The 26195-nt window shown below is 38.1% G+C and carries 25 protein-coding genes; 9 read left to right on the top strand and 16 right to left on the bottom strand.

The window, feature by feature from the left end:
- Positions 1–9: 9 nt before the first annotated feature.
- Positions 10–2442 (bottom strand): DUF6359 domain-containing protein, encoded by a 2433-nt coding sequence (locus IHV10_RS03875; RefSeq protein WP_231619410.1) that lies wholly within the window; start codon positions 2440–2442, stop codon positions 10–12.
- A 207-nt stretch (positions 2443–2649) separates the two neighbouring features.
- Positions 2650–3297, bottom strand: a complete 648-nt coding sequence (locus IHV10_RS03870; RefSeq protein WP_255550901.1) for an SOS response-associated peptidase — start codon at positions 3295–3297, stop codon at positions 2650–2652.
- A gap of 73 nt (positions 3298–3370) precedes the next feature.
- Here IHV10_RS03870 and IHV10_RS03865 point away from each other — a divergent pair, with 73 nt between their 5' ends.
- Positions 3371–3601: a hypothetical protein gene (locus IHV10_RS03865; RefSeq protein WP_197127401.1), complete on the top strand. Its 231-nt coding sequence runs from the start codon at positions 3371–3373 to the stop codon at positions 3599–3601.
- Here IHV10_RS03865 and IHV10_RS03860 read toward each other — a convergent pair.
- From IHV10_RS03860 to gnd, 5 genes are all read right to left on the bottom strand, one after another.
- On the bottom strand, positions 3561–4694 hold the full coding sequence (locus IHV10_RS03860) for a GerAB/ArcD/ProY family transporter (RefSeq protein WP_197127400.1): 1134 nt from the start codon (positions 4692–4694) through the stop codon (positions 3561–3563). The two genes, IHV10_RS03865 and IHV10_RS03860, sit on opposite strands and share 41 nt — an antisense overlap.
- Positions 4691–5911 (bottom strand): Ger(x)C family spore germination protein, encoded by a 1221-nt coding sequence (locus IHV10_RS03855; RefSeq protein WP_197127399.1) that lies wholly within the window; start codon positions 5909–5911, stop codon positions 4691–4693. The genes IHV10_RS03860 and IHV10_RS03855 overlap by 4 nt, the downstream gene beginning before the upstream one ends.
- Complete coding sequence (locus IHV10_RS03850) at positions 5908–7581, bottom strand: spore germination protein (RefSeq protein WP_197127398.1); 1674 nt, start codon at positions 7579–7581, stop codon at positions 5908–5910. The genes IHV10_RS03855 and IHV10_RS03850 overlap by 4 nt, the downstream gene beginning before the upstream one ends.
- Positions 7582–7844: 263 nt before the next feature.
- Positions 7845–8363, bottom strand: a complete 519-nt coding sequence (locus IHV10_RS03845; RefSeq protein ID WP_137789990.1) for an acyl-CoA thioesterase — start codon at positions 8361–8363, stop codon at positions 7845–7847.
- Between the two features lie 114 nt (positions 8364–8477).
- Positions 8478–9374 carry a phosphogluconate dehydrogenase (NAD(+)-dependent, decarboxylating) gene (gene gnd / locus IHV10_RS03840; protein ID WP_066392738.1) on the bottom strand — a complete coding sequence of 299 codons (897 nt, stop codon included), beginning with the start codon at positions 9372–9374 and terminating at the stop codon, positions 8478–8480.
- Positions 9375–9616: 242 nt separating this feature from the next.
- Between gnd and IHV10_RS03835 the strand changes: the two genes are divergently transcribed.
- A complete protein-coding gene (locus tag IHV10_RS03835) occupies positions 9617–10483 on the top strand; it encodes a TSUP family transporter (RefSeq protein WP_197127397.1) in 867 nt (288 codons plus the stop codon).
- Between the two features lie 93 nt (positions 10484–10576).
- Here the strand turns inward: IHV10_RS03835 and IHV10_RS03830 are convergent, their stop codons facing one another.
- Complete coding sequence (locus IHV10_RS03830; RefSeq protein WP_197127396.1) at positions 10577–11419, bottom strand: DegV family protein; 843 nt, start codon at positions 11417–11419, stop codon at positions 10577–10579.
- A gap of 226 nt (positions 11420–11645) precedes the next feature.
- On the opposite strand from IHV10_RS03830, the gene IHV10_RS03825 reads away from it, so the two are divergent.
- The 4 genes from IHV10_RS03825 to IHV10_RS03810 all read left to right on the top strand — a co-directional run bounded on the left by IHV10_RS03825 (position 11646) and on the right by IHV10_RS03810 (position 14338).
- A complete protein-coding gene (locus IHV10_RS03825) occupies positions 11646–12089 on the top strand; it encodes a MarR family winged helix-turn-helix transcriptional regulator (protein WP_197127395.1) in 444 nt (147 codons plus the stop codon).
- A gap of 212 nt (positions 12090–12301) precedes the next feature.
- The gene (locus IHV10_RS03820; protein WP_197127394.1) at positions 12302–13255 is read left to right on the top strand and encodes a helix-turn-helix transcriptional regulator; all 954 of its coding nucleotides are present in this window, start codon (positions 12302–12304) and stop codon (positions 13253–13255) included.
- 68 nt (positions 13256–13323) lie between these two features.
- Positions 13324–13512, top strand: a complete 189-nt coding sequence (locus tag IHV10_RS03815; RefSeq protein ID WP_197127393.1) for a cold-shock protein — start codon at positions 13324–13326, stop codon at positions 13510–13512.
- A 244-nt stretch (positions 13513–13756) separates the two neighbouring features.
- On the top strand, positions 13757–14338 hold the full coding sequence (locus IHV10_RS03810) for a YtxH domain-containing protein (protein WP_197127392.1): 582 nt from the start codon (positions 13757–13759) through the stop codon (positions 14336–14338).
- A 44-nt stretch (positions 14339–14382) separates the two neighbouring features.
- Here IHV10_RS03810 and IHV10_RS03805 read toward each other — a convergent pair whose 3' ends face one another.
- From IHV10_RS03805 to IHV10_RS03795, 3 genes are all read right to left on the bottom strand, one after another.
- Positions 14383–16251: a heavy metal translocating P-type ATPase gene (locus IHV10_RS03805; protein WP_197127391.1), complete on the bottom strand. Its 1869-nt coding sequence runs from the start codon at positions 16249–16251 to the stop codon at positions 14383–14385.
- A gap of 199 nt (positions 16252–16450) precedes the next feature.
- Positions 16451–17257, bottom strand: coding sequence for an ABC transporter permease (locus IHV10_RS03800; protein WP_197127390.1), 807 nt, complete (start codon positions 17255–17257; stop codon positions 16451–16453).
- Positions 17254–18141, bottom strand: a complete 888-nt coding sequence (locus tag IHV10_RS03795) for an ABC transporter ATP-binding protein (protein WP_197127389.1) — start codon at positions 18139–18141, stop codon at positions 17254–17256. The genes IHV10_RS03800 and IHV10_RS03795 overlap by 4 nt, the downstream gene beginning before the upstream one ends.
- A gap of 145 nt (positions 18142–18286) precedes the next feature.
- On the opposite strand from IHV10_RS03795, the gene IHV10_RS03790 reads away from it, so the two are divergent.
- From IHV10_RS03790 to IHV10_RS03780, 3 genes are all read left to right on the top strand, one after another.
- On the top strand, positions 18287–18880 hold the full coding sequence (locus tag IHV10_RS03790) for a TetR/AcrR family transcriptional regulator (RefSeq protein WP_197127388.1): 594 nt from the start codon (positions 18287–18289) through the stop codon (positions 18878–18880).
- 260 nt (positions 18881–19140) lie between these two features.
- Positions 19141–19758, top strand: a complete 618-nt coding sequence (locus IHV10_RS03785; RefSeq protein ID WP_153238795.1) for a DUF47 domain-containing protein — start codon at positions 19141–19143, stop codon at positions 19756–19758.
- A gap of 12 nt (positions 19759–19770) precedes the next feature.
- A complete protein-coding gene (locus tag IHV10_RS03780) occupies positions 19771–20769 on the top strand; it encodes an inorganic phosphate transporter (protein WP_197127387.1) in 999 nt (332 codons plus the stop codon).
- 156 nt (positions 20770–20925) lie between these two features.
- On the opposite strand, the gene IHV10_RS03775 is transcribed toward IHV10_RS03780, so the two are convergent.
- From IHV10_RS03775 to proS, 5 genes are all read right to left on the bottom strand, one after another.
- Positions 20926–22179, bottom strand: a complete 1254-nt coding sequence (locus IHV10_RS03775; RefSeq protein ID WP_197127386.1) for a dicarboxylate/amino acid:cation symporter — start codon at positions 22177–22179, stop codon at positions 20926–20928.
- Between the two features lie 87 nt (positions 22180–22266).
- On the bottom strand, positions 22267–23175 hold the full coding sequence (locus IHV10_RS23070; protein WP_197127385.1) for a GNAT family N-acetyltransferase: 909 nt from the start codon (positions 23173–23175) through the stop codon (positions 22267–22269).
- Between the two features lie 90 nt (positions 23176–23265).
- Positions 23266–24303: an HAAS signaling domain-containing protein gene (locus IHV10_RS03765; protein WP_197127384.1), complete on the bottom strand. Its 1038-nt coding sequence runs from the start codon at positions 24301–24303 to the stop codon at positions 23266–23268.
- Between the two features lie 13 nt (positions 24304–24316).
- The gene (locus tag IHV10_RS03760; RefSeq protein WP_191752745.1) at positions 24317–24637 is read right to left on the bottom strand and encodes a PadR family transcriptional regulator; all 321 of its coding nucleotides are present in this window, start codon (positions 24635–24637) and stop codon (positions 24317–24319) included.
- Between the two features lie 121 nt (positions 24638–24758).
- Positions 24759–26189 carry a proline--tRNA ligase gene (gene proS / locus IHV10_RS03755; RefSeq protein WP_197127383.1) on the bottom strand — a complete coding sequence of 477 codons (1431 nt, stop codon included), beginning with the start codon at positions 26187–26189 and terminating at the stop codon, positions 24759–24761.
- Positions 26190–26195 lie beyond the last annotated feature (6 nt).

Here is a 26195-nt window from a genome sequence, read left to right as displayed (position 1 = left end):
TTTATTTATTTATCTGACTTTATCTAGTTTTACTTGAATTAACACAGGATCATGGTCACTTGCTCGACCGTGTTCTTCCATAAACTGCGAATTGATATGAACGATATCAACTTTTGTCTTTCTCGCCATATTGTTTGTTACTAAAATATGATCAAGAACTTGAGCGTTCCCTTGGTAAGAATATGTGTAGCGCTCTTTGTAAGGAACTTTCTCGATCATGTTCGTCAACTCTTTGCCTTTAACTTTCTGCAGCGTCTTCGTAAACTCGAAATCATTGAAATCTCCAAGCAGCACGACCTTTGCATCCTTATCTTCACTCTTAACATTTTTAACAAACTGATTTACAATTCCCGCGATTTCTAAACGTTGCGCTTCACTTCCAAGGAAAGGAGGCTGATTTTTCCCAAACAGCGGCTGATCTCCGCCTTTTGAGTTAAAATGATTCGCAACCACAATTACGCTCTCACCTTTAAACATGAACTGTGCTGCGACTGGCTTACGGCTGTTTTCAAATGCTGGGTTTGTCGGATCGATACGCCCAGGATTTACAGTAAGCTTCCCGTCCTTATAGCCTACCGCTTCTGTTGCTGTTCCTTTAGTTCCTTTTGCAAGTGAAACACGTTCAGGATTGTAGATGAATCCTACACGAATGTTACCACCAGGAATTCCGCCGTCTTGTCCATCAACTGGTGCGATATCTGTATACACATATTGTGGACCACCTTGCGCCGTAATCTCAGCGATTAATCGATCAGCACTTTCTTTTGCATCTGTCGTACCATCATTCGTTGGACCGTTTCCATCTTGCATCTCAACAAGCCCTACGATATCTGGTGCGTTCAGGTTACGAACGATCGATTTTGCGATACGCGATACTTTTTCATCGCTCGTACTGTCACGCCCTTCTTCAAGTGCAGAAAAGTTCTCTACGTTAAAGCTCGCGATCGTTAACTCTTTATGTTTTTCGTGAATCTTTGTAACTTCCGGTTTTGTTCTTCCTTCAACAAACGTTGGAAGTTCTTCTCGGTCAGCTAACACTTTATAGTTACCAAATCCGTAGCTGACAACTCCAGTAATTGAGCCCAAGAAGAAATCTCCTGTTTTTGCCACAAACGATTCGTCGTTCATATCGACAAAAATGCGTTCTGGGTTGTAATCAAATTCCTTGATGTTTAGACCACCTGATGAGTTAAATTCTTTTTGCTTCCAAAAATCTGGAACAACAACAAGTTCTCCATATTTTTGAGGTGCAAGAACACCAGGATTTTTTACTTCTACAAGCATACCTTCTAAACTCTCATAAAAATCAATGCCATCTTCTTTTGGATCAAACAACCCAAAGTTATCATTATCAATCACTCTAGTTGGTTGTTGAAGACCAAACAAACCGATGATTGTTGACTTTGGAAGTTTTTGTCCTTCTTGTAGTTTTGTGATGCGACTTCCATTAATCTCTGTAACAGCTAGATCTGTTTTTAATTTATCAGAATATCCTTCAAGTACCCATTCTTTTACTAGCCCATCAACTGAAACAAGATTTCCTTTAGTCTGACCGTGATCTTTTTGGTAGACTAAAATACCTTCAGACGTTCTATAGTCTTTGTCTGGTTTAACGTCCTGCATATAAAAATTATTGTTATCTACAACTTTTGTTACAATTCCTTCGACACCCTCTACTGCTTTATTCGAAACAGGAGATTGATGACTTGCACCTTGAATATCATGGATACGAAGTCCGGATAGAGCAACTTGGTATTTGAACTCTGATATGTTGCTATTCTTAAATCCTTCTTTAACAGCGACAGCTCTAATGGTTACATCTTCATCTACTGAAATAGGAGATGTATAACGTGTGCTAGCTGTAGTCGGATCTTGTCCATCTAAAGTGTAAAAAATTTCAGCATCTGTTGTTTCAGTAGAGAGTACGACTGAAGTCCCTTTAGAAACAACCTGTCCCTCAACCGAAGACTTTACTTCTTCTACTTGTGGTTCAGAAGGAGCACCATCAATAATTTGATATTTGTTTACATTTTTAAGTCCTGGCACACTAAAATAGGCCTCTAGTGTTCCTTCAAGTTGAACTTTTTTCCCTAAATTCTCAGGGTGATCAACGAGGTTCAATGCAGATCTTGCAGCATTATTAGGTAATTGAACAGTTAGTATTTTCGTTTTGTCTGTTTCGTTCACTGAATCTGCGATGGCCAAGTTGGTATTCGCAGTAAATGGTCCTTCATGTTTGAATGAGATAGAAGACCCACTACCTCCATGAACAGTTCCTACGATATACCCTTCAACCATCTGTGTTGATTTATCCTGCTTAACCAATGCTTCGCTAACCGTTAGAACGTCAGCTGCAGATGCAGTCTGCTGCAGTGGTATAGCCATGCTAAGCACCATTACTAGCATGATACTTATATTTGTAAGCCTTTTCGTCATTTTCATGAACATATCGTTCCACCTGCCTCACTAATAGGATGTAAAACATGTAAATCCATGAAAAATATAACACAATTCTGTCGATTCAATTGTTAGTTTTATATTAAAACAGTCAGAAAGACTTACAAAGAATTTACAATATAGTACTCTTGGATTATTTTTCGTAAAAAAAATGACACTTTCACCTGATCAAATACAGATCAAAAGAAACTGTCAGCTAGTTCTATGAACGTTCAAATCCATAGTGACTTGTTCTGCAAATAGTTCTGGGTTGTTGTCTTGGAGAATAGAAAAAAGTTTATCCTTACTTGCTGAGCGATCCAACCAGTTCTCTCCAACGTTTGGCTCTAACATTACCGGCATACGGTGATGATATCTTTTCATAGAGTCATTAGATGCTTTTGTTAAGATGGAACAGGTAATTCTTTCTTCTTGCTGTCCTTCGACTTCACCTGTCCATCTAGACCAGATCCCGGCAAATGCGAACGGCTTTTTATCTCTTAATGTAAACTTATAGGGCTGCTTCTTGCTAACACCTTCTTCAATAACCCATTCGTAGAATCCACTTGCAGGAATCAAGCATCTTTTTTGAACAAAAGAGTTTTTAAAGCTTGGTTTTTCATAAACTGTCTCACTTCTCGCGTTCATTAATTTGTTTCCTATTTTCGGATCGTTCGCCCAACTTGGGACAAGCCCCCACTTCATATATCCTGCTCTATTTCCTGAGCTCGCTTTAATAATCGAGAGAACTTGCTGACTCGGAGCAATGTTAAAGCGTTTATCATAATCAAATTCGTTTTCTAAGTTAAAAGCATCAATAATCACATCTTTTTCGTAGTAAAGCATATATCTGCCACACAAAACATATCACCTCGGTTCAACTTATGGATAAGGATGTCAATCGTGCAAAAACTAAAAACAGGAGGTGGACGTCATGAAGAATCCTGTTGTTATTTATATCATTTTACTATTCAGTATGTTCTCTTTACTCGTTGTCATTGATTGGTTTCTAGGAATCGCTCCAGCAACGGTTATAAAAAAATCGTTTATGTCTTTCTTTCACTATGTGGACAAGGTTGAATATGTTCTAGTGATCACTTTGATGATCTTACCCATCCTAACGTTTATTCTGTCGAAGTGGATGGAGAAGAAGCAAAAGGCTTAAGCTTCTTTCTTCTTATTAAGAATACAATAATGAATAGACTCGGTAAAACAACTTGAAATGGTAAATGGATAAAATGAGGAACGATATTTAAACCTTCTGTAATATGTTCCACATAATTTGCTGCTATGACGATAGATGAAAGAATCAATACAATACCGATTGGGCCTATGAGCTTTTTTTCTTCTTTTACTCCGAAGATGTCTTGGGTTGCTTTAACTGCAACATAAAACAATACAGAGATCTTAAAGAACCCTCCTATAATGAGCGTAAATACCACTAACGCATCCAACCTTTGAATAAATTCTCCTAAGTTAATCTTCGCAACTGCAGCAAGCAATGGGAAGTAGACATGAGTAGCAACATGCCCTCCTAATATCGCAATGTCCATCGCGACCGTTACACTTAAGATAATCCCACTCACCATAATGGCAAATAACCCAACTGTTAGTGCTTTACTTTTCTTTGTTGTTTTCAAATATGGCAACAACATTGTAAAAACCACCATTTCTCCAAAAGGAAAAGTCGGTGTTACTGGGAACGCCGCCTTTAAGACCGGCAAGAACCCCTTGCCTAGAACAGGAAGAAGATAATTGTATTTCATTAAGTCTGCTGATAAAACAAGTACAGCAAGAACGATTCCTAAGAGAACGACTAGAAAAAAAATGATCTCCCCTGTTCTTACTAGAACTTCGAAACCTAATTTTAAAACATAAACAATTGTAGCAATCATTAGCGCATTTACAACAATAATCGGTGTTTGTACAAAAACTGCTGACAGCAGAAGGCTTCCAAAGTCACGCAAAACACGAGCAGCTAAATACATGAAGTACATTAGGTACAAGAAACCAAATAATTTTCCTATATACTTACCGAACAAGATCTGCAAATATTGTGTTAACGATTGCTCTGGAAATTGTTTATAGAGATAATAATAACCTACAAATAGAAACATACCGCATGTCATACCGAGCAGGATAGCGATCCAAGCATCCCTGCCAGCATCCATTCCTAAACCAACAAGGATCGCACTTCCGAGTTCAAATAAGACGATGATAATAAAGTATTGTTGAATATCGATCTTGATGGTCTTCATTTTGGAGCCTCTTTCTTTTCCTCTAATAAAAACGGTGAAGTTCGAACACCTGATCTTCTAATACGAGAATCGACATTCACTTTCACTTCCAACTTCGGAAATATCTCTTTGTAGTTCTTTTTGTAAACATTGCGCCATTTACTCGGATTTTCTCTATACAACAATTCACCAAATCCAAGTACATCGCTATTAAAATCTTGTGATGCGTTAATCGTTTTTTGAATTTCTTTTTCAATTACAAGGTTTAATTTACTTTCAATTTTAAGGATTTCAGAAGTTTTTTCTAAGTTCACTGCACAGTTTGCTTCTGCAATATTTGCTTCAGGAAACACATCGAGTGTTATCGTCGGTATATCCTGTTTTGTATCTGCCGACAGTTCAGTATTCGAACGAACAATCTCGATAGAATATCCGTTATCGTTACCCATACAAGGTACTGTAATCGCTGAACTAACAAGCTTTCCCTTTATCCACAGAACGCCTCTCGCTTCAGGTCCATCCAACCACCCCTGCAGCTTGCCATCTCTAAATACCCCCATGCCTGATAACTGAACTCTCGCGGGATCGCCCACTTCATAGTTTTGTGCTGTCACTGCCAATTTATGGTCACCCGTAATTTTAATGCCATTGATTATCGGTTCTCCGCCTTCATCGATAATAGATTGAAGGACTTCATTAATATCTTGCTGCATATTTTCTCCCCAATTTTTCTCTGAAATCTTCAAAATTGTAGCCACTTCATCGGAAGTAACCTTATCGATGGCTGTAAACGTTCTTAATAATTTTGATGGCGTCGTATCTCTAGCTACAACAACTTGAATGGTCGAACGAACTTCAGGGTCACGAGAAATCATGTCAACCGCTTGATAGATACTCTCTTTTGCAATTTTCTCACTAAAAACAAGCATCCTCGCATGCGCAAAAAACAAGCGTCTTGATGTTTGTTTACTTGCTTTTCTCGTTGCTTCCATCAAGTTTCTTCCTGTTGTCTCATAGACGGTGAAGACGGGCTGTTTTCCTCCTCCAGCTCCGGTAATCCCTGGAGCAACTTCTGTTGGGTTCACCACTTGATAGGTCACAATTAAATTTCCTCTTTTATCAATGTTAATTCCAATTCCCATTACGATTGAAAGCTCATCCAGCTCATTTTGATCCCAGCAGCCTGTTAGAAATAGAAGGCAGAGTGAGAGAGGAAGGCAACTTTTTAAAAGTTTCAACGTGTTGTCTCCTCCTCTCGTTTCTTCTTAACCGAATAAGGTTTTGTACGTGTTTGGTTTTTTTCCGATAGCTTTTCTGGTCTTTTGAACAATTTGGTAATCGGAAATCGAAACAGACTATCTTTTAAATCCTGTGTTTGTAACGGAGCAAAAGGACTTAAATATGGATAACCGAAAGATCTTAAGCTTGATAAATGTGCGATGATTACAATCAAAGCTAGTGTAAGACCATAGAAGCCGAAAACTGATGAGATCAGCATTAACGGAAATCGTAATAATCGTGCTGATGTGGCGACAGCAAACGATGGGATCGCAAAGCTAGCTACTGCAGTGATTCCCACAACGATAACCATCGCAGGTGAAACAAGTCCTGCTTGAACTGCTGCTTGCCCTAATACAAGTGCCCCAACGATTGAAACGGCGACGCCTACCGCCCGTGGCATCCTAATTCCTGCTTCACGTAAGATTTCAAATGTAATCTCCATCACTAACGCTTCTGCTATTGCCGGAAACGGTACTCCTTCACGCTGAGCAGCGATTCCAAACAAAAGAGTCGTTGGAATCATGGCTTGGTGAAAAGTGGTAAGGGCAATATAAATCGATGGAGCGATCAAGGATATAATAAAGACCGAAAATCTCAACAAACGAAGAAATGTACTGATGTCATACCTCATATAATAGTCTTCTGATGACTGAAAGAACTGTATAAATTGTGCTGGGGCGATTAGAACAAACGGTGTTCCATTAATAATGATACCCACACGACCTTCGAGCAGGTTTCCAATAACAACATCTGGTCGTTCAGTATTTAGAAACTGCGGAAAAACAGTGACTGTCTCGTCTTGAATAAACTCTTCAAGTTGACCGGATTCTAGCAAGCCATCTGTCTTCACTTCTTCAATTCTCTCTTTAATCTCTTGAATCAATAATGGATCAGCGATATTCTCTAGATAAACAACCGCCACATCTGTATGTGTGACTTCTCCTATTTTGAACTTTTCAATTCTAATATCTTTTGATCTTACTCTTCGTCTTATTAACGAGATATTCGTCTTGATTGACTCTGTGAATGAATCCTTAGGACCACGAATAACAACTTCTGATGTAGGCTCTTCGATTCCTCGAACTTTTCCGCCGTTCGTTCCTAGTTTAAGACCTTTTGTATTACCTTCAACTAAAAGAACACTTAAACCAGCAAGAAGGGCTTCAACTAATTCATCTTCCGTTTCGACATCCAATACTCTTCCAAGGGCTAAAGCATTCTGTTTGATGTAATGTAATGCATGGTCTACTGGCACTGGAGAAGATTGCTTGTCTGATGACAGTGACATCAATGGTGAAAGAATGAACTCATTTAACACTTGAGAATCATTCATTTCTTCTAAAAATAATAATGTAGCTGTAACCTTGTGTTCTAGCTCAAATTCAAACTCACGGACGATTAAATCCATCGGGTTACCTAAGAGTGTCTTTACTCTATCAACCACCACATGCAGAACCGGACTAAGTTCTCCAACACGCTTTTCTGTTTCTTTTTTCTGTTGTATTGATGTATCCATAGAAATGGTATTAGATTGAAGAGAAGAATGATCATCATGCTTTTTATCTGCTAACATATCTGTTAACTTTTTATGAGTTCTAATGATTGGACGCTTTCTTCTATTCCGCATAACCATCCGCCTTTTTACCAAACTTTTCTTAGCATTTGCACAACACGACTTGGTTATGTACTAACGATTCGTTTACACACTTTAAACACAAAAAAGCCCCTGATCGATTTCATTGATGAAAACGATCAGGGGCTTTAACAAATTAACAGTATAAATGCCAGGGTTCTGTATCCCTGGCTGGAAAAAGGTAACTTTATTATAGCATCTTCTTTTAAAAATGCGAATCTTATGAACTGCAAAACACTAAAAATATATCTTTATACTCACATTGGATCCCAAGGTTTTTTTACTCCGAACTCTTTGGCCAATTTCTTGCTTTCTTCTCTGCGCTTTTTTCTTGCAATTGCTCGTTCTGGCGCATGTTCATGGAGCCATTTTTCTTCTTCTGTTTCAGGTATAACTTTTGGCACTGGGGTTGGTTTACCCTCTTCATCTAACGCTACAAATGTTAGAAAGGAAACCGCACAAACTTTTCGTTCTCCAGACAATAGATTTTCTGAGATCACTTTTACGAAAACTTCCATTGAAGTTGTTTTCGTCCACGTCACAAATGATTCTAAGCAAACAGAATGTCCTTCTTTTATCGGCTGTAAAAAGTCAACCGAATCCGTTGAAGCTGTAACCACATTTTTTCGTGCATGTCGGATCGCTGATATAGCTGCAACATCATCGATATAAGCCATCAATTTCCCTCCGAATAACGTACCATGATTATTTGTATCCGGTGGAAGTACTACTGAGGATTTTACTGTTCGAGATTCACGAACAAATTTTTCTTCCATGATCAAAACTCCTATTCTTATCTCTTCATCACTAGTATATGTTGAATGTCCAAAAATTAATGAAAGACCTCTGCTTAAACGTATAAGCAATGAGGTCTTTATTAAGGCATTTTATTATTTTTTCACGACTGCATGGCCACCAAATTCGTTACGAAGTGCCGCAACGACTTTACCGTGGAACGTGTCGTCTTCTAATGAACGGAAACGCATGAATTGAGATAGTGCGATAACTGGAGCTGACGCTTGATAATCAAGAGCAGCTTCAACTGTCCAGATCCCTTCACCTGAAGAATTCATCACACCGCGGATGTCTTCAAGTTTTGGCTGTTTGCTGAATGCGTTCTCCATCAGTTCGATCAGCCAGCTACGGATAACTGATCCGTTATTCCATACTCTAGAAACTGCTTCATAGTCGTAATCGAAATCACTTTTATCTAAGATCTCAAAACCTTCTCCGATTGCTTGCATCATACCGTACTCGATTCCGTTATGAACCATCTTCAAGAAATGACCAGAACCTGCACGCCCTGTAATCATAAATCCTTTTTCTACACAAATTTTTTCGTATAAAGGAGCAAGGTAGTTAACAGCATCGTCATCTCCACCCATCATGGCACAAAGACCGTAACGCGCTCCATCAGTTCCTCCACTCGTACCAACATCTACAAGATGGATGCCTGATGCTTTTAGTTCCTCATAGCGGCGAAGAGTGTGCTTGTACATGGAGTTACCAGCGTCAACGATAATATCGCCCTCTGTTAAATGTGGCTTCAGTTGTTCGATTACTTGGTCAACGATCTCTCCAGCTGGAACTAAAAGAATAACCGCTTTTCTTCCTGTAAAAGAATTAGCAAGCTCTTCGATCGAGTCAACACCTTTAACACCTTCCGCTGAGATCTCTTTCACTGTATCTTTGTTAACATCTGTAGCGAAAACCGTATTCCCTTTATCATTCATATTCAGTGCCATATTGAAGCCCATTTTCCCAAGGCCGATTAAACCGATTTCCATTGTACATATCACTCCAATTTATGTATTTATAACTGTTTTGTATTATTCCACAAAATAAAGGCGATTAACCTCTACTTGCAACACTGTCTATTAGAGTATCTAAAAATGAACAAAAAAACAATTATTTCAGTTCTTTTTATATGAAATAACAGCGAAAAATTATAAAATCATAAACATTTGACCTGAACCTTTCTCATTTTGTCCACATAATCTATAGCATCATTATTGTTGGAGGAGCTTTTATGAAAAAAATTGTAATGCTGGCTTTGATTGGTCTCATGGCTCAACTCATAGATGGCTCTCTAGGCATGGCTTATGGAGTTACTTCTACAACTCTTCTCTTAGTAGTCGGGTTCTCGCCCGCTTTAGCCTCTGCTTCTGTTCACTTATCAGAAGTTGTGACATCTGCTGTCTCAGGCTACTCACACCTCAAATTCGGAAATGTAGATATGAAAACGGTCAAAAAGCTCGTCATCCCAGGCGCTATAGGTGCATTCTTAGGTGCTGCTTTTTTAAGTTACATTCCTTCTGCATTTATCAAACCGTACATCTCGTTATTTTTATTAGGTCTTGGCTTTTATGTTCTGTTCCGCTTTTTACTGATAAAAGTAAAGGTGGATACAGAGACAGATTCTACAGAGAGCAGTGCTAAGCAAATGATGTATCGTCCATTAGGGCTAATCGCTGGGTTTATGGATGCAACAGGTGGCGGTGGATGGGGACCGATAACAACTCCTATTCTGCTTACACAGAAAAACCTTACTCCTAATAAAGCGATCGGCTCAGTAAATTTTAGTGAATTTGCAGTATCATTATCTGCTTCTATCGGTTTCTTTTTGTTTATCGGTTGGGAAACTTTGCTTTGGCAGGTCGTTGTTGCGATGATGCTAGGTGGGATCATTGCAGCTCCTTTTGCAGCGTGGCTTGTGCAAAAGTTTAAGCCAGCGCTATTAGGCGTATTAGCTGGTGGCTTAATAATCGTAACGAACTTAAGAACGATTTTGAACGAGTTTTTTTCTATAGATTTGTTTACAGAAATTTCAGCTTTGGTACCCCTACTTCTTCTATGGAGTATTTTGATCGTCTTTGCAGTTCGAAAAAAAGATTAAGAAAAGCAGTGCAGTATAGATCATAATAAAACAAGCAAAATGTCCATCATGGATGGACATTTTGCTTGTTTGTAATTGTGTGGGGTCAGACCCCTATTCTTCAAACCAGAGGAGGCCGAGGGTGCCTGCGCCAACGTGGACGCCGATCGCAGGGCTCAGCTGCCCTAGATTGAATGTAATGTGTGGATACTTCTCTCTTAACAGGTGAAGCCAATCCTCAGCTTTTTCTGAGGAGCCGCTGTATACGACACTTACACCATAAGCACCTTTATTTTCTGCCGCTTCATCAAACAAAGCGAGTACACGAGATTCTGCTTTTTTTAACGTTCTGATCTTTTCAAATGGTACGAGTGAACCATCGTCAAAGGTAAGTATAGGTTTGATCTGAAGAAGATTTCCAACAAGGAAGCTTGCACCAGATAATCTACCACCTTTTCTTAATTGCTCAAGACTCCCGATGCAAACGTAGCCTTTTACATGATCTGCTGTTTCACGCAGCATCGCAGCAATTTCCTGAGCTTCCAATCCTTCAGATTCAAGTTTCTTTCCTTTTAACAAAAGTTGTTTCATTGATTCAGATAAAATCTTTGAATCTACAATATGTACTGGAAAATCTGCCATTTCCGCACCAAGTCTAGAACCATTGATCGTGCCGCTAAATTTTTCAGAAACATGTATGGCAATTCCACAATCATAGTTATGTTTCAGAACTTCATAAAAGTCTGAGAACTCTCCAACTGTTGGCTGGCTCGTTTTTGGAAGTTCCGAAACACTTTCAAGTTTTGCATAAAATTCATCCGGGGTAATATCTACTCCGTCTTTATAAATTTTATCTTCCATTATGACAGATACAGGAATAATATGAATGCCAAGTTCTTTCGCTTCATCCTGTGTTATGCAGCTTGTACTATCTGTAATCCAAGCAATACGTGCCATCTTGCACATCCCCCTTTATCTCTCTATTTTTTATTAGATAGTAACAAGTGAATTCCTCTTTTATCAGGAAATATATTTTTGTTTCTAAATTAAACCTATATTTCAATAGTTTAAATACTAGCACAGAGATACACATTGAAAACTAGATACTTTATACTACTCTTTAATGGAACTTATCGGAAATTTATATTAAAATAGGAGTAATGTAAGCTAAGGAGGCAGTACTGTGAAAGTGGTGGCAGATAGTAGAAATGTATTAATGGAAGTAGAGCGTATAGAGAAAGCGTTTAATGAGATCATGGACGTGATAAAGCCTGAGATATGGGAAGAAGAAGAGATTACTTCTACTCAATTCCAAATATTAAAGACTTTATCATCTCGTGAAAAATGGACGGTTTCCGAGATTGCTGACGCTATGAAAGTACGTGCAAGTGCTACTACCGTTATCATCGATCGACTCGTTAAAAGAGGATTAGTAGATCGTTATCGCTCTGACCTCGATCGAAGAATTGTATATGTGCAATTAAATGAAACTGGTTTAGTGGCATTTCATGCAATTCAAGAAAAAAGAAACGGTGTACTGATCAAGTACATGTCACAGCTCACTGATAAACAGCTTGCGGATATGGTTCAATGTATTGAACGCCTTTCTTCAATAGTAAAGAACTAATATTAAAAAACTGCTTATAACAATGACCGCAGATTAGTTTTCCTACCTTTCATACTACGAAATCAACACGTTATCCAATGGATTAACGTGTTTTTTAATTTATTCTTACTTTATTTGGATAAACTCTAACATTTCAGCATATTTGTACGATATAACATACAAAGACTAGTACAAAAGTTTTAATATATGAATATTTCAATTAGGGGTCTAACATGTCAAAAATAAAAAGACTGGAACGGTTACTGCTTTCCATAAACTCTAAAAAGCATTTTACCTTAAAGGAATTAGCTGATGAATTTGGAGTATCTACAAGAACCATTCAACGTGATCTATTAAATCTTATCGAGATGGGCCTTCCAATCGTATCTGAATTCGGACCACACGGCGGATATCGCATCGAGAACGATCGTATTCTTCCTCCGATTGGATTTACCGAAATGGAGGCTTCCTCTATTCTATTTAGTTTGCAAGCATACACTGAATCAAGTTTTCCTTTTCAAACCCAAAGTAAATCTATTTTACATAAACTGCATCAATTCATGCCAGAAGATGCTAAAGACAATTGGACTCAAATTCAAAAACGACTTTTGGTGCAGCTACCATTACCTCCAAAAAGTCAGGTTGCGCCAATTATTCTTGAAGCTTCAATCAAACAAAAGATTGTCACGATTCTATATACGATGAAAGAACAAAAAATGTATAGCAACATTCAACTGATTGGGCTTTATAGCGAAAATGGTGAATGGTACTGTCCAGCATATTGTTACTCGCTCATGGATTATCACGTTTTTACACTATCAGATATCAAGCATGCTGTAATAAATTATGAACCAATAGAAGTAAAAGATTTTACCGAGGTAACTATTCATAACTGGGCATCTCAAATCTCACCAAGAAACTATGTTAGACTCGAAGCAGATTTATTACTAGAAGAATTAACTTATTGTGAGTCTCACCCTTTTCTTAAGCAATTTATTACTATGAAACAAGATGGTTTATACAGTCTGACAGGAGATATTTTGGCAACTTATGTTGAAAAAGCTGCCGAGTATTTATGGCCATTGAAAACGAACATTTCCATAAAATCTCCGAGAGAAATTAAAGAGATTCATGCACGCTGGGCAAGGGAAATCTCTGCTCAATATGAACTTATTTTAAATATGTAATCAAATTGATACATATTTTTCCTCTTTTAGGCGTATACTATAAGTAGAACAGAAAAAGGGGGATATCTATGGCTTTTTTTTCAAAACAACCTGCAGAGCCGATTCCAGACGTAGAAACGAAGGTTTGGGCATGTACGAGTGATGGATGCTCATGCTGGATGCGCGCTGACTATTCTTTGCAAAAAGAACCGCAATGCCCCATTTGCAAATCAGCAATGAATGAAGAAATTCGTATGCTTCCAGAATTAAAGAGTTAATGAAATAAATAGAATTCGGCCGGGTGATTGCTGCCCGGCTTTTTCTATATTCAAATTTATAACGTTTTGGAGTTATCATTCTCTATCAACCGTATGTAGAGTAAATATACTATTTGCATTTCATCATGCCATCCTAACCGATAAATTTGGTTCTATTAATATTCATCACGCCTTCATGCTTCATGTTTATCATCAATAGGTTCCGGGTAGGGTTTTATACAGACTAAAAGGAGGATTCAATACTATGCCTAACCATACAAACACAACAACGACTACTGCGGAACCGGTCTTTACACATTCCGATTTCCAAACACGAGATACTGCTGATACTAATGTTAGCAAGAAAAGTAATGCTTCTGGTTTTGCTACAGGTTTAGTAGTGGGAGGTCTTGTAGGGGCTGCTGCAGCATTATTATATGCTCCTAAAAACGGAAATGAGTTTAGAAACGATCTTCGTGATTCGTCTATCAAATTGAAAGAACGCACGCAACAGATGAAAGATGAAACAATGCTAAAAGCAAAACTTGGAACGATGGATGCTAAAGATACAGTTGCATCTATAAAAGAAAAATCCGGAAACCTTTCTCTTTCTGCTCGTCAAAAGCTGCAGGAAGCGAAGAATACGGCGACTGAGGTAAAAAGTGAAACACAATCTGCGATAGAAGAAGCAAAACAAGAGGCTGAAAAAGACAACTATCAAACCAACACGCAAACAAAAGCTGTTGTAACGCCTCGTACCCTTTCTTCCACTGATACACAGCAAAAGACAGGAACAGATTCTAGCTATGAAAAAAAACAAAGTGATATAAACAATAATACTTTTTAATTCAGATAAAAAGCCGCGACGTTAAGTCCGGCTTTTTTCTATGGCTATTTTAATAAGCGAAGCCCATTTAAAATCACTAGTATCGTGCTTCCTTCATGCCCGATCACGCCAAATGGCAACGTGAGGAACTGTAAATAGTTCGCACATAATAAAAATAAAATAACACTGATTGAAAAAATGATATTTTGTTTAATAATTTTTGATAAACGTTCAGATAGTTGCATGGCATAAAGCAGCTTGCTTAGATCATTTTTTACGAGGATTACATCTGCAGTCTCAATGGCGGCGTCGCTTCCCATTCCCATCGCTACACCAACATCTGCTATAGCGAGAGCAGGTGCATCGTTCACACCATCACCGATCATAGCTACCACCGCTTCTTTATCCTTCCATTTTTTCACGGTGTTAACTTTATCTTCAGGCATGCACGAAAAACCTATTTCGTCTACCTTCGCGATTCTTCCGATCATTTCTGCTCCACGTTTAGAGTCACCAGTTAGCATGATCGTTAAAATTTGTTTTTCTTGTAGATCTTTTATCGCTTGAATGGTCTCTTCCCTTACAGTATCTCCTAGTAGAAAATAGGCTGTGAGCTGATCATCAGCCGTTACATAGACAACAGTGTGTCCTGTTTCTTCTCCTTTGTCCTCTATCCTCATCAACAGCTCACACTCTTGCTTTTCTGTTATATCAGTCCACTCACGATTTCCTATTTTCCATATAGTATCTTGGATGTGAGCTTTCACACCCATTCCTGGCACATCCTCAAACGCATTCAGTTCTATAGGTTTTATTTCTTGATGAATTTTAAGATGTTCATTAATAGCTTTTGCAAGAGGATGTATGCTATTACTTTCAATTCCATGGATGATTGAGATCAACTCTTCTTTTGCCCAAGAAGAATGGAGAAACTCAGCATGTTTCACAGTGGGATGGCCTTTTGTTAAAGTACCTGTTTTGTCAAAAGCAATTACGTTCACTAAACTCAACTTCTCCAAAAATACACCACTTTTAAATAGAATCCCATTCTTCGCTGCGTTAGATAACGAAGCAAGTAATGCTGGCATTGTCGATGCTACAAGTGCACAAGGAGAAGCAACAACTAGTAGAACACAAGCTCGATATAATGATTCGGAATAACTCCAAATACCAATCGATCCAGGCACTAGAAACGTTAATGCTGCTGCCAGTAATACGAAAAGAACATATTTTGTTTCAAACTCTTCAATCTTCCTTTGCACTGGCGGAGCATCACTTTGAGCGTTGTTCACTAAATCTATCATTCTTTGAAACACAGAGTCTTTCATGTGTTTCGTCACAGAAATCTCTAATAATCCAGATTGATTCAACGTTCCTGCTAATACTTCCGATGATGCGTAGACCTCTCGAGCAAGGGGCTCACCTGTTAGAGCGGATTCATTAATAAAAGAGTTCCCTTTTACGATGATTCCATCTGCAGGCACCCGTTCTCCTGGCTTAACCTTTATAAGGTTACCAGGTTCTAAGGAGGAAGCTTCCACTCTATATTCCTTATCCTCCATTAAAAGCCAAGCTTCTTCAGGCTGCAAAGAAATTAATGCTTTGATTTCTTTATCACTTTTTTGTAAAGTGTACATCTCTAGCGCACCAGAATAAGCAAAGATCAAGATCAAAACAGCGCCTTCTCCCCAATAGCCGATCGCAGCTGATCCAATTGCGGCAAACATCATAAGAAGTTCAACATTCAATTGTCGCTCTTTAATGCTTTCCTGAATCCCCTCAACCGCTTTTGCATAGCCTCCTACGATGAAAGCTAACAGATAAAAGAGCACAAAATAAGGAGACTCTGAATACTTTTCCATCATCCATGCCGTTAATATGAAGATGCCAGACGTCGTTGCCATTAACAGTTGTGTTCGTGCAGAGAGTTCCATTGGACTTCCCCTCCTGCTGTATTGATAATAACTATCATCCTCAAGTACCCTTAAAAAGCAGAAATGCTGCCGTCTTTTACGACAGCAGCCTGAAAACTATCCAATATTCGGTTCCTAGCACTAACATTGTATGTGGAATTTCCATTTTGGTGACTTTGTTTATTAATATTATACACGTTAGTCGAACTATTTAGAATATTTATAACGGAAGATTTCTATTCTTAAACACGATCACACTAACCATGAACAATAAAAATGTTGAGATACTTAGAGAACAACCGATCCAGATCGCGTCCATTTCATTGTTGATCAACTTAACCGGGTCGTACCATTTAAAGATCGAAAAGTTTAACATCCATTCTGTTTTCTCACTTAGTTTACCTGCCATGTTCAACATATAAAACAATAGCGTGATCCCAGCAGAAATTCCGAGCGCTTTTTTCTCATCATTACTTACCGATGAGATAAAAAAGCAATAACCTGCGATCGTTGAGAAGATAAGAAAGGTCAGTACATTCATTCTAATAAAAGAAGGAATATCCAATTGATACCCTTGAATCAACCATTCACTTGCTGCAATACCACTAAGCGTTGTAAACCCTACGATCAATGCAAGTCCGGTAAGCAATACTGCTGCCTGTGTGATAGCAACCTTAACTCTTGAATTTGGTGTAGCGAGCATATAGGCCATTGAACCTTGATCGATCAGGCGTGCCATCACCCGAGTTGAAGTCAAGATCACATATACCATCAATATGATCAAAAACAACATACCGTAAAATTCACCCGCTACATAGTCTGATAGGGAATTTATGCCATTCTCCATACCGATCAGCTTTCGCATGCCTTCTGGCAGAGCTGCGATCATATCGTTAAATCCTTTCATATCAGCAATAGAAGGATATATCCAAATGATCAGGACAATATAAGCTGCAGCACCGTATATGAACCCGGCAATCAGCTTTCCGTGACTTTTCATCATCGCAAGGAATAAAGGCAAGCTCATTTCGCCACTTCCCTTCTGTCGTAATAATGCATAAAAATATCTTCTAAATCCTGTGGCCGTGTATCGATATGTTGAACCTCACAGCCGCTTAACAATTGAAGAAATTCCTGATCGTTCCCTTGAACCGTAACATGAACCGTTCTTTCCCCTTTTACTTCTGTATCCAAATTGGAATGAAGAATGGTATTCATATCATTTTCAGACTTAACTTTCACTTCAAATACACGTCGTTGAACCGTACGTAACCTATGCATATCTTCTAGCGCTACTAATTTTCCGTCTTTTATGATCCCTGCCGAATCACAAGTCCGCTCAATCTCTTGAAAACTATGTGATGACATAAGTATCGTTTTGTTATTTTGTTTTTCTTCCAAGATAAGATCGATAAAAACACGCTGCATGAGTGGATCTAGCCCCGATGTAGGTTCATCTAATATAAGAACTTGAGGTTCATGCATAAACGCTGCTATGATTCCCACTTTTTGTTTCATCCCTTTAGACATCTTCCTTATTGGTGCTTTTACATCTAACTGAAATCTTTCAATTAATTCGTCTCTCCGTTTTGTAGAGGTTTGCTTTCGCATCTTTTGAACGAGTGACAAAAAGCCAAGCCCTGTCATCCCTTCTAAAAAAACAATCTCTCCGGGCAGGTATCCTGTTTGTTCTTGAATGCGTGCAGCGTTGTTCCAACAGTCCATTCCATCGATTGAAGAATGCCCACTATCTGGTTTCATAAAACCCATCAAGTGACGAATGGTTGTTGATTTGCCCGCTCCATTCGGACCAATATATCCAAACACCTCACCTTTTTGCACTTCAAAGTTCAGGTCGAACAAACCTTTTTCTGCAGTAAATCGCTTTGACAGTCCCTTTACGATAATCATCGTCACACCCACCTTTTTGAAATATTAAACTAATTATATTTCAAAATAATCATAACCCTTTTCGTCGCGCTTAGCAATACTTTTTGAAATATGTGATTTGTTATTTTTCAAAATATGTTTTATCCTAGTAAAGAGGTGAAGAAATTTGAACGGATACGAACGTCGTAAGGAACAGAAGAAAAAAGATATTAAACAAGCTGCTTTCTCGCTTTTTCAAAAACAAGGCATTAAAGAAATAAAAATAGAAGATCTCGCAAAACATGCTGGGGTATCTCAAGTAACCATCTATAATCATTTTGGCAGCAAGGAAGCTTTGTTTCGTGAAGTGATTAAAGAATTTGTAGAAGAAGAATACAAATTTCATAAGAAGCTATTTCAGAAGGATCTTTCTTTTAAAGAAAAAATGACCGCAAGCATCCATCAAAAGACGAATAACGTACTGAACATTCATCCAGAAGTTATTCAAGAGATGATGCTAAACGATGAGGAGTTAAAAATTTACTTAACTGAATTTCAATCTAAGTATGCAATTCCTTTAATAGTTGACCTGATTAGAAGTGCTCAAAATAATGGTGAGATCAATCCTGATCTTTCTTTAGAATCGATAATGGTATACATCCAACTTTTCAATAACGATATGCTTATCTCGATGATCACAGGAGAGAATGGAAAAAAGCTAGCAACAGATATTTTACAAATGTTCTTCTATGGACTTTCTGTGCCACTAGATTCTAAATAATACGTTAAGGAATGATGAGTTAGAAGAATATAAAGAAAACATTTCAAATCATTTACATTGTAAATTCTGTGTGTGTAAATTATAAAAAGATAGGTTAACCTTGTTAATCTTTTGTAAATAATTGATTACAATTCATTCTTTTTCGACAAAAACTCTTATTTTTTTGTATAATGTGTTGGGTGGTTAAAAAATAGAAAAAAATAACCACTATAAAAAACGTAAAAGAAAAAGGATAAAAGACATTTCTTTTGGAGGGTACTATGTTTACAAAGAAAAAGGACAAGTTCATGGTCATGCTAACGGATATTGCTAGCAACTTGAAGGACTCTGCTGGTTATTTCCACGATTTCAAAATTAACAACGAAAATGATCTTCGCGAGTTTGCGGACCACTTAAAAGAACTAGAATCTAAAGGTGATTCTTATGTTCATACCGTTATCATGGAACTGAACAAAGTATTTATTACACCCATTGAAAGAGAAGACATCTTATCACTTGCCATGAGCATGGATGATATTTTAGATGGTATCGAGCAATCTTCTGCATTGTTTGATATTTACGCAATTACAAATCCAGATCAATACATGGTTAAATTTGTAGAATACATTAAATTAAGTGCGGAAGAAATCCTGCTTACTGTTAATTTGTTATCAGAGAAAAAACTTCTTGATATGCGTGAACATGCTATCAAAATTAAAGATTACGAATCAAAATGTGACGATCTTTACCGTGAAGCACAGCGTGAGTTGTTCTCAACACAAACAGATCCGATCAAAGTTATTAAGTATAAAGAAATGTACGAAGTGCTTGAAGGCATTGCCGACAGCTGCCAGAACGTTGCAAATACTTTAGAATCTATCATCATGAAAAACGCTTAACGGGTGGCTGGTATGGATACAGTATTACTCATTACCATTCTTGTTGTAATCGGTGCGCTTGCATTTGATTTTATCAATGGATTTCATGATACGGCGAACGCGATTGCAACATCTGTTTCAACAAAAGCGTTGACACCAAGAAGAGCTATTATTTTAGCTGCTGTCATGAACTTTGTCGGAGCCATGACATTCACTGGTGTTGCAAAAACGATCACAAAAGATATTGTTGACCCATTTACACTTCCTAATGGGTCAGTCGTTATCCTTGCTGCTCTTGTTGCGGCAATCGCTTGGAACTTGATTACTTGGTACTACGGAATTCCAAGTTCATCTTCACATGCGATTATCGGGTCTATCGCTGGTGCTGCGATTGCAGCTGCTGGTTTTGAAGCACTTCATTATTCTGGTTTTCTAAAAATTATTTATGGTTTACTTCTTTCTCCAATTTTGGCATTTATTGTTGGTTTTATATTTTATAACGTTATTAAGATGATATTTAAAAATACGAACCTAACGAAAACAAATAACGGTTTTCGTAAAGTGCAGGTAGCTACTGCTGCGCTTCAAGCTTATTCACACGGTACGAATGATGCGCAAAAAGCGATGGGTATTATCACGATGGCACTAATTGCGAACGGCTACACGGAAAGCACTGATATTCAGCTTTGGGTACAGATTTCCTGTGCACTTGCAATGGGTCTTGGTACTTCTGTAGGTGGCTGGAAAATTATTAAGACGGTTGGCGGAAAGATCATGAAGATTCGTCCAGTTAACGGGGTATCTGCTGATTTAACGGGAGCTTCAGTTATCTTTGGAGCATCTTTCTTAGGTATACCAGTAAGTACAACGCACGTTATCACTTCTTCTATCCTAGGAGTTGGTGCGTCTCACCGTTTAAAAGGGGTTAAGTGGGGAACTGCTAAGACAATGATCATCACTTGGTTCATCACACTTCCGATCTCTGCGACATTAGCAGCTCTATCTTATCTCGTATTAAACTTAATCTTTTAGTTACACTTAAGCCTTCCGTTATTAGTTAGCGGAAGGCTTTTTTTATTGTGCTTTTACTTTCAGCCAATGATTGGGATGTAATAACAAAGTAGATACACATTTTTTCCATAAAAAAATCTCTAACTCAACATAAGATGAGTTAGAGATGTACATAGATTATGCGCCTTTTTGTTCTGTTAACGAACCTGTCTTTTTAATCAGCCAGTTCTTACCTTCAACTAAACGCGCTGTCATCATACTTGCGACATTATCACCTGTAGCGTTCAATAAAGTAGCTGGAGGATCAATAATGGCAGAGATCGCTGCAATTATTGGAAGAGCTTCAGGAGGAAAACCAAACAGAGATAGAATAAGCATCTCCGCTATCAGTCCACCTTGAGGGATCGCTCCCATTACCATACCGACTAGTAGAGCAACTCCACCAACAAGAAGATAAGTATTGAATCCTGAGAAGTCCATTCCAAATATTCCAAAAAGGAACGTGATCTTTAATACCCCACCGATAACAGATCCGTCTTTATGCAGCGTTGCACCGAGCGGAATCGTCGTTTCACTAATATCGTCAGGTACTCCCATTTTCTTAGTAGCTTCTAAGTTAACAGGAATACTCGCAGCAGAACTACACGTTGCTAAACTCGTTACAGATGGCGAAAGCATGTTTTTCCAAAACACACGGATACCAAGCTTTCCATGAGCCATGAACGCGTATAAGGTAAAGAAACCAAAGAAATAAAGAATAGAGAACGGATAGTAGAATAAGACTGCTTTAAAGTATGAACCGAGCAACGTTGGGCCGAATTCACCAACAAGTGCAGCAAAGTATGCTCCCAAACCAACCGGTGCATAATACATCACATATTTCACCATCTGAAGGGTAACTTCACTTCCCGCTGAAAGGAAGTTCGCGAGCGGCTTTGCTTTTTCTCCTACTTTCGAAGTTGCCAGACCTAACAACACTGAAAAAAGGATTAGTGCTAACATATTGGCACGACTTAATAGATCTACGAAATCTGGCACAGTGACTGTACTAACTAACTGATCACCAATCGATACTTCCTCACCCGTTGTATCAGGCTTCACTAAGTCGATCTTCACACCCTCAGAAGGCGGAAAGATTTTAATTCCAGCCATACTGATGATAGCAGCAACCGTTCCTGTGAATAAAAAGACGATCAGCATAGAGCTGATAATCTTACCAAAACGTTTAGTTCCAGCCATACTCGCTACACTCGATGAGATCGAAAAGAAAACGAGTGGAACGACAATCATGAACATAACGTTTAGAAACAGATCGCCGAACGGTTTAAGGACTGCAGCGTCCTTCCCCATCGTCGAACCGATGATGCTTCCGGCAATAATTGCGAGGAGCAATATAATCGGTGAACGATAGGCTTTCCAAGTGTTTTTCATAACATTCTCCCCTTAAATAGATTCATAATCACTCTATCTATTTTATACGGAAAAAATATTTTTCATAGAGGTGAAGTAAAAATAGTACTATTTTCTAGAATATGTTTCTGCTGAAAGTTGCTTCTTAATATGAAATAGTTCTTTTTGAATAACAAACCCGATTCTCTGGTATAGGTTGATCGCTTGTTTATTATCATGGTTTACGCATAGATCAATACGTCTCATGTGCGGATTACTAAGCATCCATTTGACGGCATACGTTAATAGCTGTACGCCGATTCCTTTTCCTCGATGCTTTTCATCTACAGCGAAAAATTCAATAGAACCCTCTGCAAACTCAGGTTGTATTTCCACATAAATGTAACCGACCACCTCATTCTCAGTCTCATAAACAAACACTTTATGAAACTCGTTAATTCGTTCAATGATCTGTTTTGAATTGTAGTAAGTAGAAGGAAAATGGGTATCATGGAGATTTTTGAAAACATCTTTATCATTTTCTGTCAGTTTTTTTATGTTCTTTACTAAATTTGTGGTTGTTAAGGATTCCTTATTGACCGTAAGTATTGTATGTTTACTTTCTTGATCCATAAAGTCATTATGTAGTAGGAACTCTCTCTGATTTGTATTTTCTGTAGAGATAAAGAAATGAACCGTGTTAATTCTTTGGGGAATGAGCTGAAGTAAAAACTCCCAAAGCTGTTTAGTAATTTGCTGGTGCTCACTATGCCGGATAAAAGGTCCCCATATTTCTGCGTTTCCGTTCTCGAGATCTGCATCAAATCCGATCACTCCTACAAGGAGATCATCCTCATAAGCCAATGCGAAGGATTCATTGTAAGGAACATCTGAAACGTCTTCAATTAGTGAATGGAGAATTTCATGCTCTTCTTCACCACAATAACCGCAATAGTTAGAGGTGATTCTGTTTTCGTTTGCAATGAAGATTGCTATTTCTTTCGCTTTTGAAGAATCTGCTTTTACTATCGTAAACACGTTATTCCTCCTTCGTATTTTTCTACTATTAAACTTTAACATATTGTTCCATTTCAAAAATAAAAAGACTTCTTTTTAGAAGCCTTTTTCTTATCCATTCTTCATCCATTGGTCGATGGCAGCGTTTGATTTATTTGCTTTATTGAAGCCCGTAATAATATCAATGATGGAAAATACAACCATGAGTGCTGCTATTGTGGATACAAACCAAAATGCTGGAACATCCGGGACGGTGTCATATAGTTTTTGAGTAAATGACTTATTATAAAGAGTTTCATCCGTTAGCATAAAGCAAAGTAATCCTACCGAAATAAAATGATAGATTAAGTTCAAAGAAGCAAGCAGATTCGTCCATCTTCCAATGAAAAATTTATAGATAGCAAGACCCACTTCAATAAGAATAAGCAAAACTATAAAAGGAGCATACGTGAACAAAACTTCTTCATTAAATAGTGGAGCTTTGAGCGTAAGTCCTTCTAATCCTTTTCCACTTTGTTCATACCAACCGATCATTTCAGCCGACTTAAATAGGATTATTGCCCAAATTGCTGTCCAGAATAAACTAAAGAAAACTTCCGCTTTTGGAATCTGTCTTTTCGCAACTACTTTCTTAAGTTGATATAGATCGGATGGAGACCATGTTTTCTTTTTTCTCGTGTAAAGATCACCATTCGAAACTCCTGATCGTTCTAACATGATAAAAACAATCGTTACCCAGAAGAAAACTTGAAACAAAACATTCAAGCTGGATAAGAGCATCTTCAAGCAAAGTTGACCGATAAAAGCCATTACAGTGAATAGAGATTTATCACCCTCAAACGTGATCATACCGTTTACAAAAAGCGTAAGGCTGCTGATTACAACAGAAATGATCGCTGCTACAATCAAGACATTGATATAACTTTCATAAAACATAGGACCTATGAGATAACGAGGCTTATTATTGTATTCGCCTGCGAGTTTTACAGGATCTCCTAGTTTCATTAGAACCACTTCAACATCCTTGTCTGTGTATTGATCTGAAAGCATATCTTCGATAGTAGACCTTAATTCCATCGCGATGTCATCCCTTATTTTTTCGGGAAGTCTTTGTGTCACTTCATTGATATACGTTTCAATCAAATTCATTTGGAATTCCTCCTTATAACATCGAATTTAATTGCATGGACGTTTTTTGCCATTCTTCTTTCAGCTGTCTGAACACTTCTTGACCAAACTCGCTCAGAAGATAATATTTTCTAGGTCTGTTCTCGGTTGTATCCCACTCACTCGTCAGCAGCTCTTGCTTTTCAAGCCTTCGAAGAAGTGGATACAATGTGCTTTGATCAATAGATACGTTGTTCTCTTCTAACCGTTGTGCGAGTGAGTACCCGTATTGCGGTGTTTGGAGCTGGCTTAAAACTGCTAAAGTTAAAGTTCCTCTTCGCAGTTCTGTCTTTAGAGAGAAAATTAATTCGCTCATGCAATCACCTCGATTACAGTATAGTGTATGTCATACAGTAATGTAAAGTTCCTAATATTATGGAATTTATTATATTTAAAAATAAGGAAAGGGGTCAGACCCCGGGTCTGACCCCTTTCCTTTAATATGCTTTTGCCCAGTACACAAGATGCTTTGCTTCTTCATCACAGCAAACGCACTTTTCTGAGAGCTTTTCTTGTTCAAATGGTATACACCTTGATGTTGCACCTGTTTCATCTTTAATAAAGTTCTCACAAGCTTCATCTCCACACCACATCGCTTTAATGAACCCGCCTTTATCAGTTAGTTCATTTTTAAATGCATCAAATGTAGTGACTGTCGTTGTTTGATGTTCTTGATGAGCCTTTGCCTTTTTAAATAAGTTACTCTGAATATCAACTAATGTATTTTGTATGTGTAATTCTAAATCTTGCAGAGATATTGTTTCTTTTTCTCCTGTATCCCGACGAACTAATATGACTTGGTTTTGCTCAATGTCACGCGGCCCAACCTCAAGACGAAGAGGTATTCCTTTCATCTCATATTCATTAAATTTCCACCCTGGTTTTTTATCACTTGCATCAATTCCAGTTCGAATGGTTTGTGAAAGCTTTTCTTTTAAATCGTATGCAAAATCGAGAACACCTTCTTTGTGTTGAGCAATCGGTACGATCATGAGTTGAGTTGGTGCTATCTTTGGAGGAACGACTAGCCCGTGGTCATCACCATGAACCATGATCATCGCTCCAATAATACGAGTTGTGAAGCCCCATGATGTCTGCTGAACGGTCTGCAGTTTACCTTCTCTGTTCGTAAATTCGATACCGAACGCTTTGGCAAAACCATCTCCTAAATGATGAGAAGTTCCAGACTGTAACGCCTTCCCATCATGCATAAGGCTTTCAATCGTATAAGTGTATTTCGCTCCAGCAAATTTCTCTTTTTCTGTTTTCTGACCCTTCACGACCGGTATTGCAAGATAGTCCTCACAGATATCAGCGTATACGTTAAGCATACGAACTGTTTCCTCGTGTGCCTCTTCATCTGTTTCATGGCACGTATGTCCTTCCTGCCAGAGGAATTCAAGTGTACGAAGAAAAGGTCTTGTGGTTTTTTCCCATCTCACAACGTTCGACCACTGGTTATAGAGCTTTGGAAGATCACGATGAGAATGGATAATGTTTTTAAAATGCTCGGCAAAAAGAACTTCAGATGTGGGGCGAACACAAAGACGTTCTGTCAGCTTTTCTTCTCCACCATGTGTTACCCATGCTACTTCAGGAGCGAATCCTTCAATATGGTCTTTTTCTTTTTGAAGCAGACTTTCTGGTATGAAAAGCGGCATATACACATTCTCATGACCTGTCGCTTTGATCTGCTTATCAAGTTCCTTTTGAATGTTCTCCCAGATTGCGTATCCGTAAGGTCTTAAAATCATAGATCCTCGAACACTTGAATAATCGATAAGTTCAGCTTTTGTAACAACATCTGTATACCATTGAGCAAAATCATCTTGCATACTCGTTACATCTTTTACAAATTCTTTTGCCATAGGTTG

The sequence above is a fragment of the Fictibacillus sp. 5RED26 genome, from assembly GCF_015903895.1.
Lineage (GTDB): Bacteria > Bacillota > Bacilli > Bacillales > Fictibacillaceae > Fictibacillus > Fictibacillus phosphorivorans.
The sequence above is the reverse complement of the archived record's forward strand: the minus strand, read 5'-3'. Positions and strand labels throughout refer to the sequence as shown.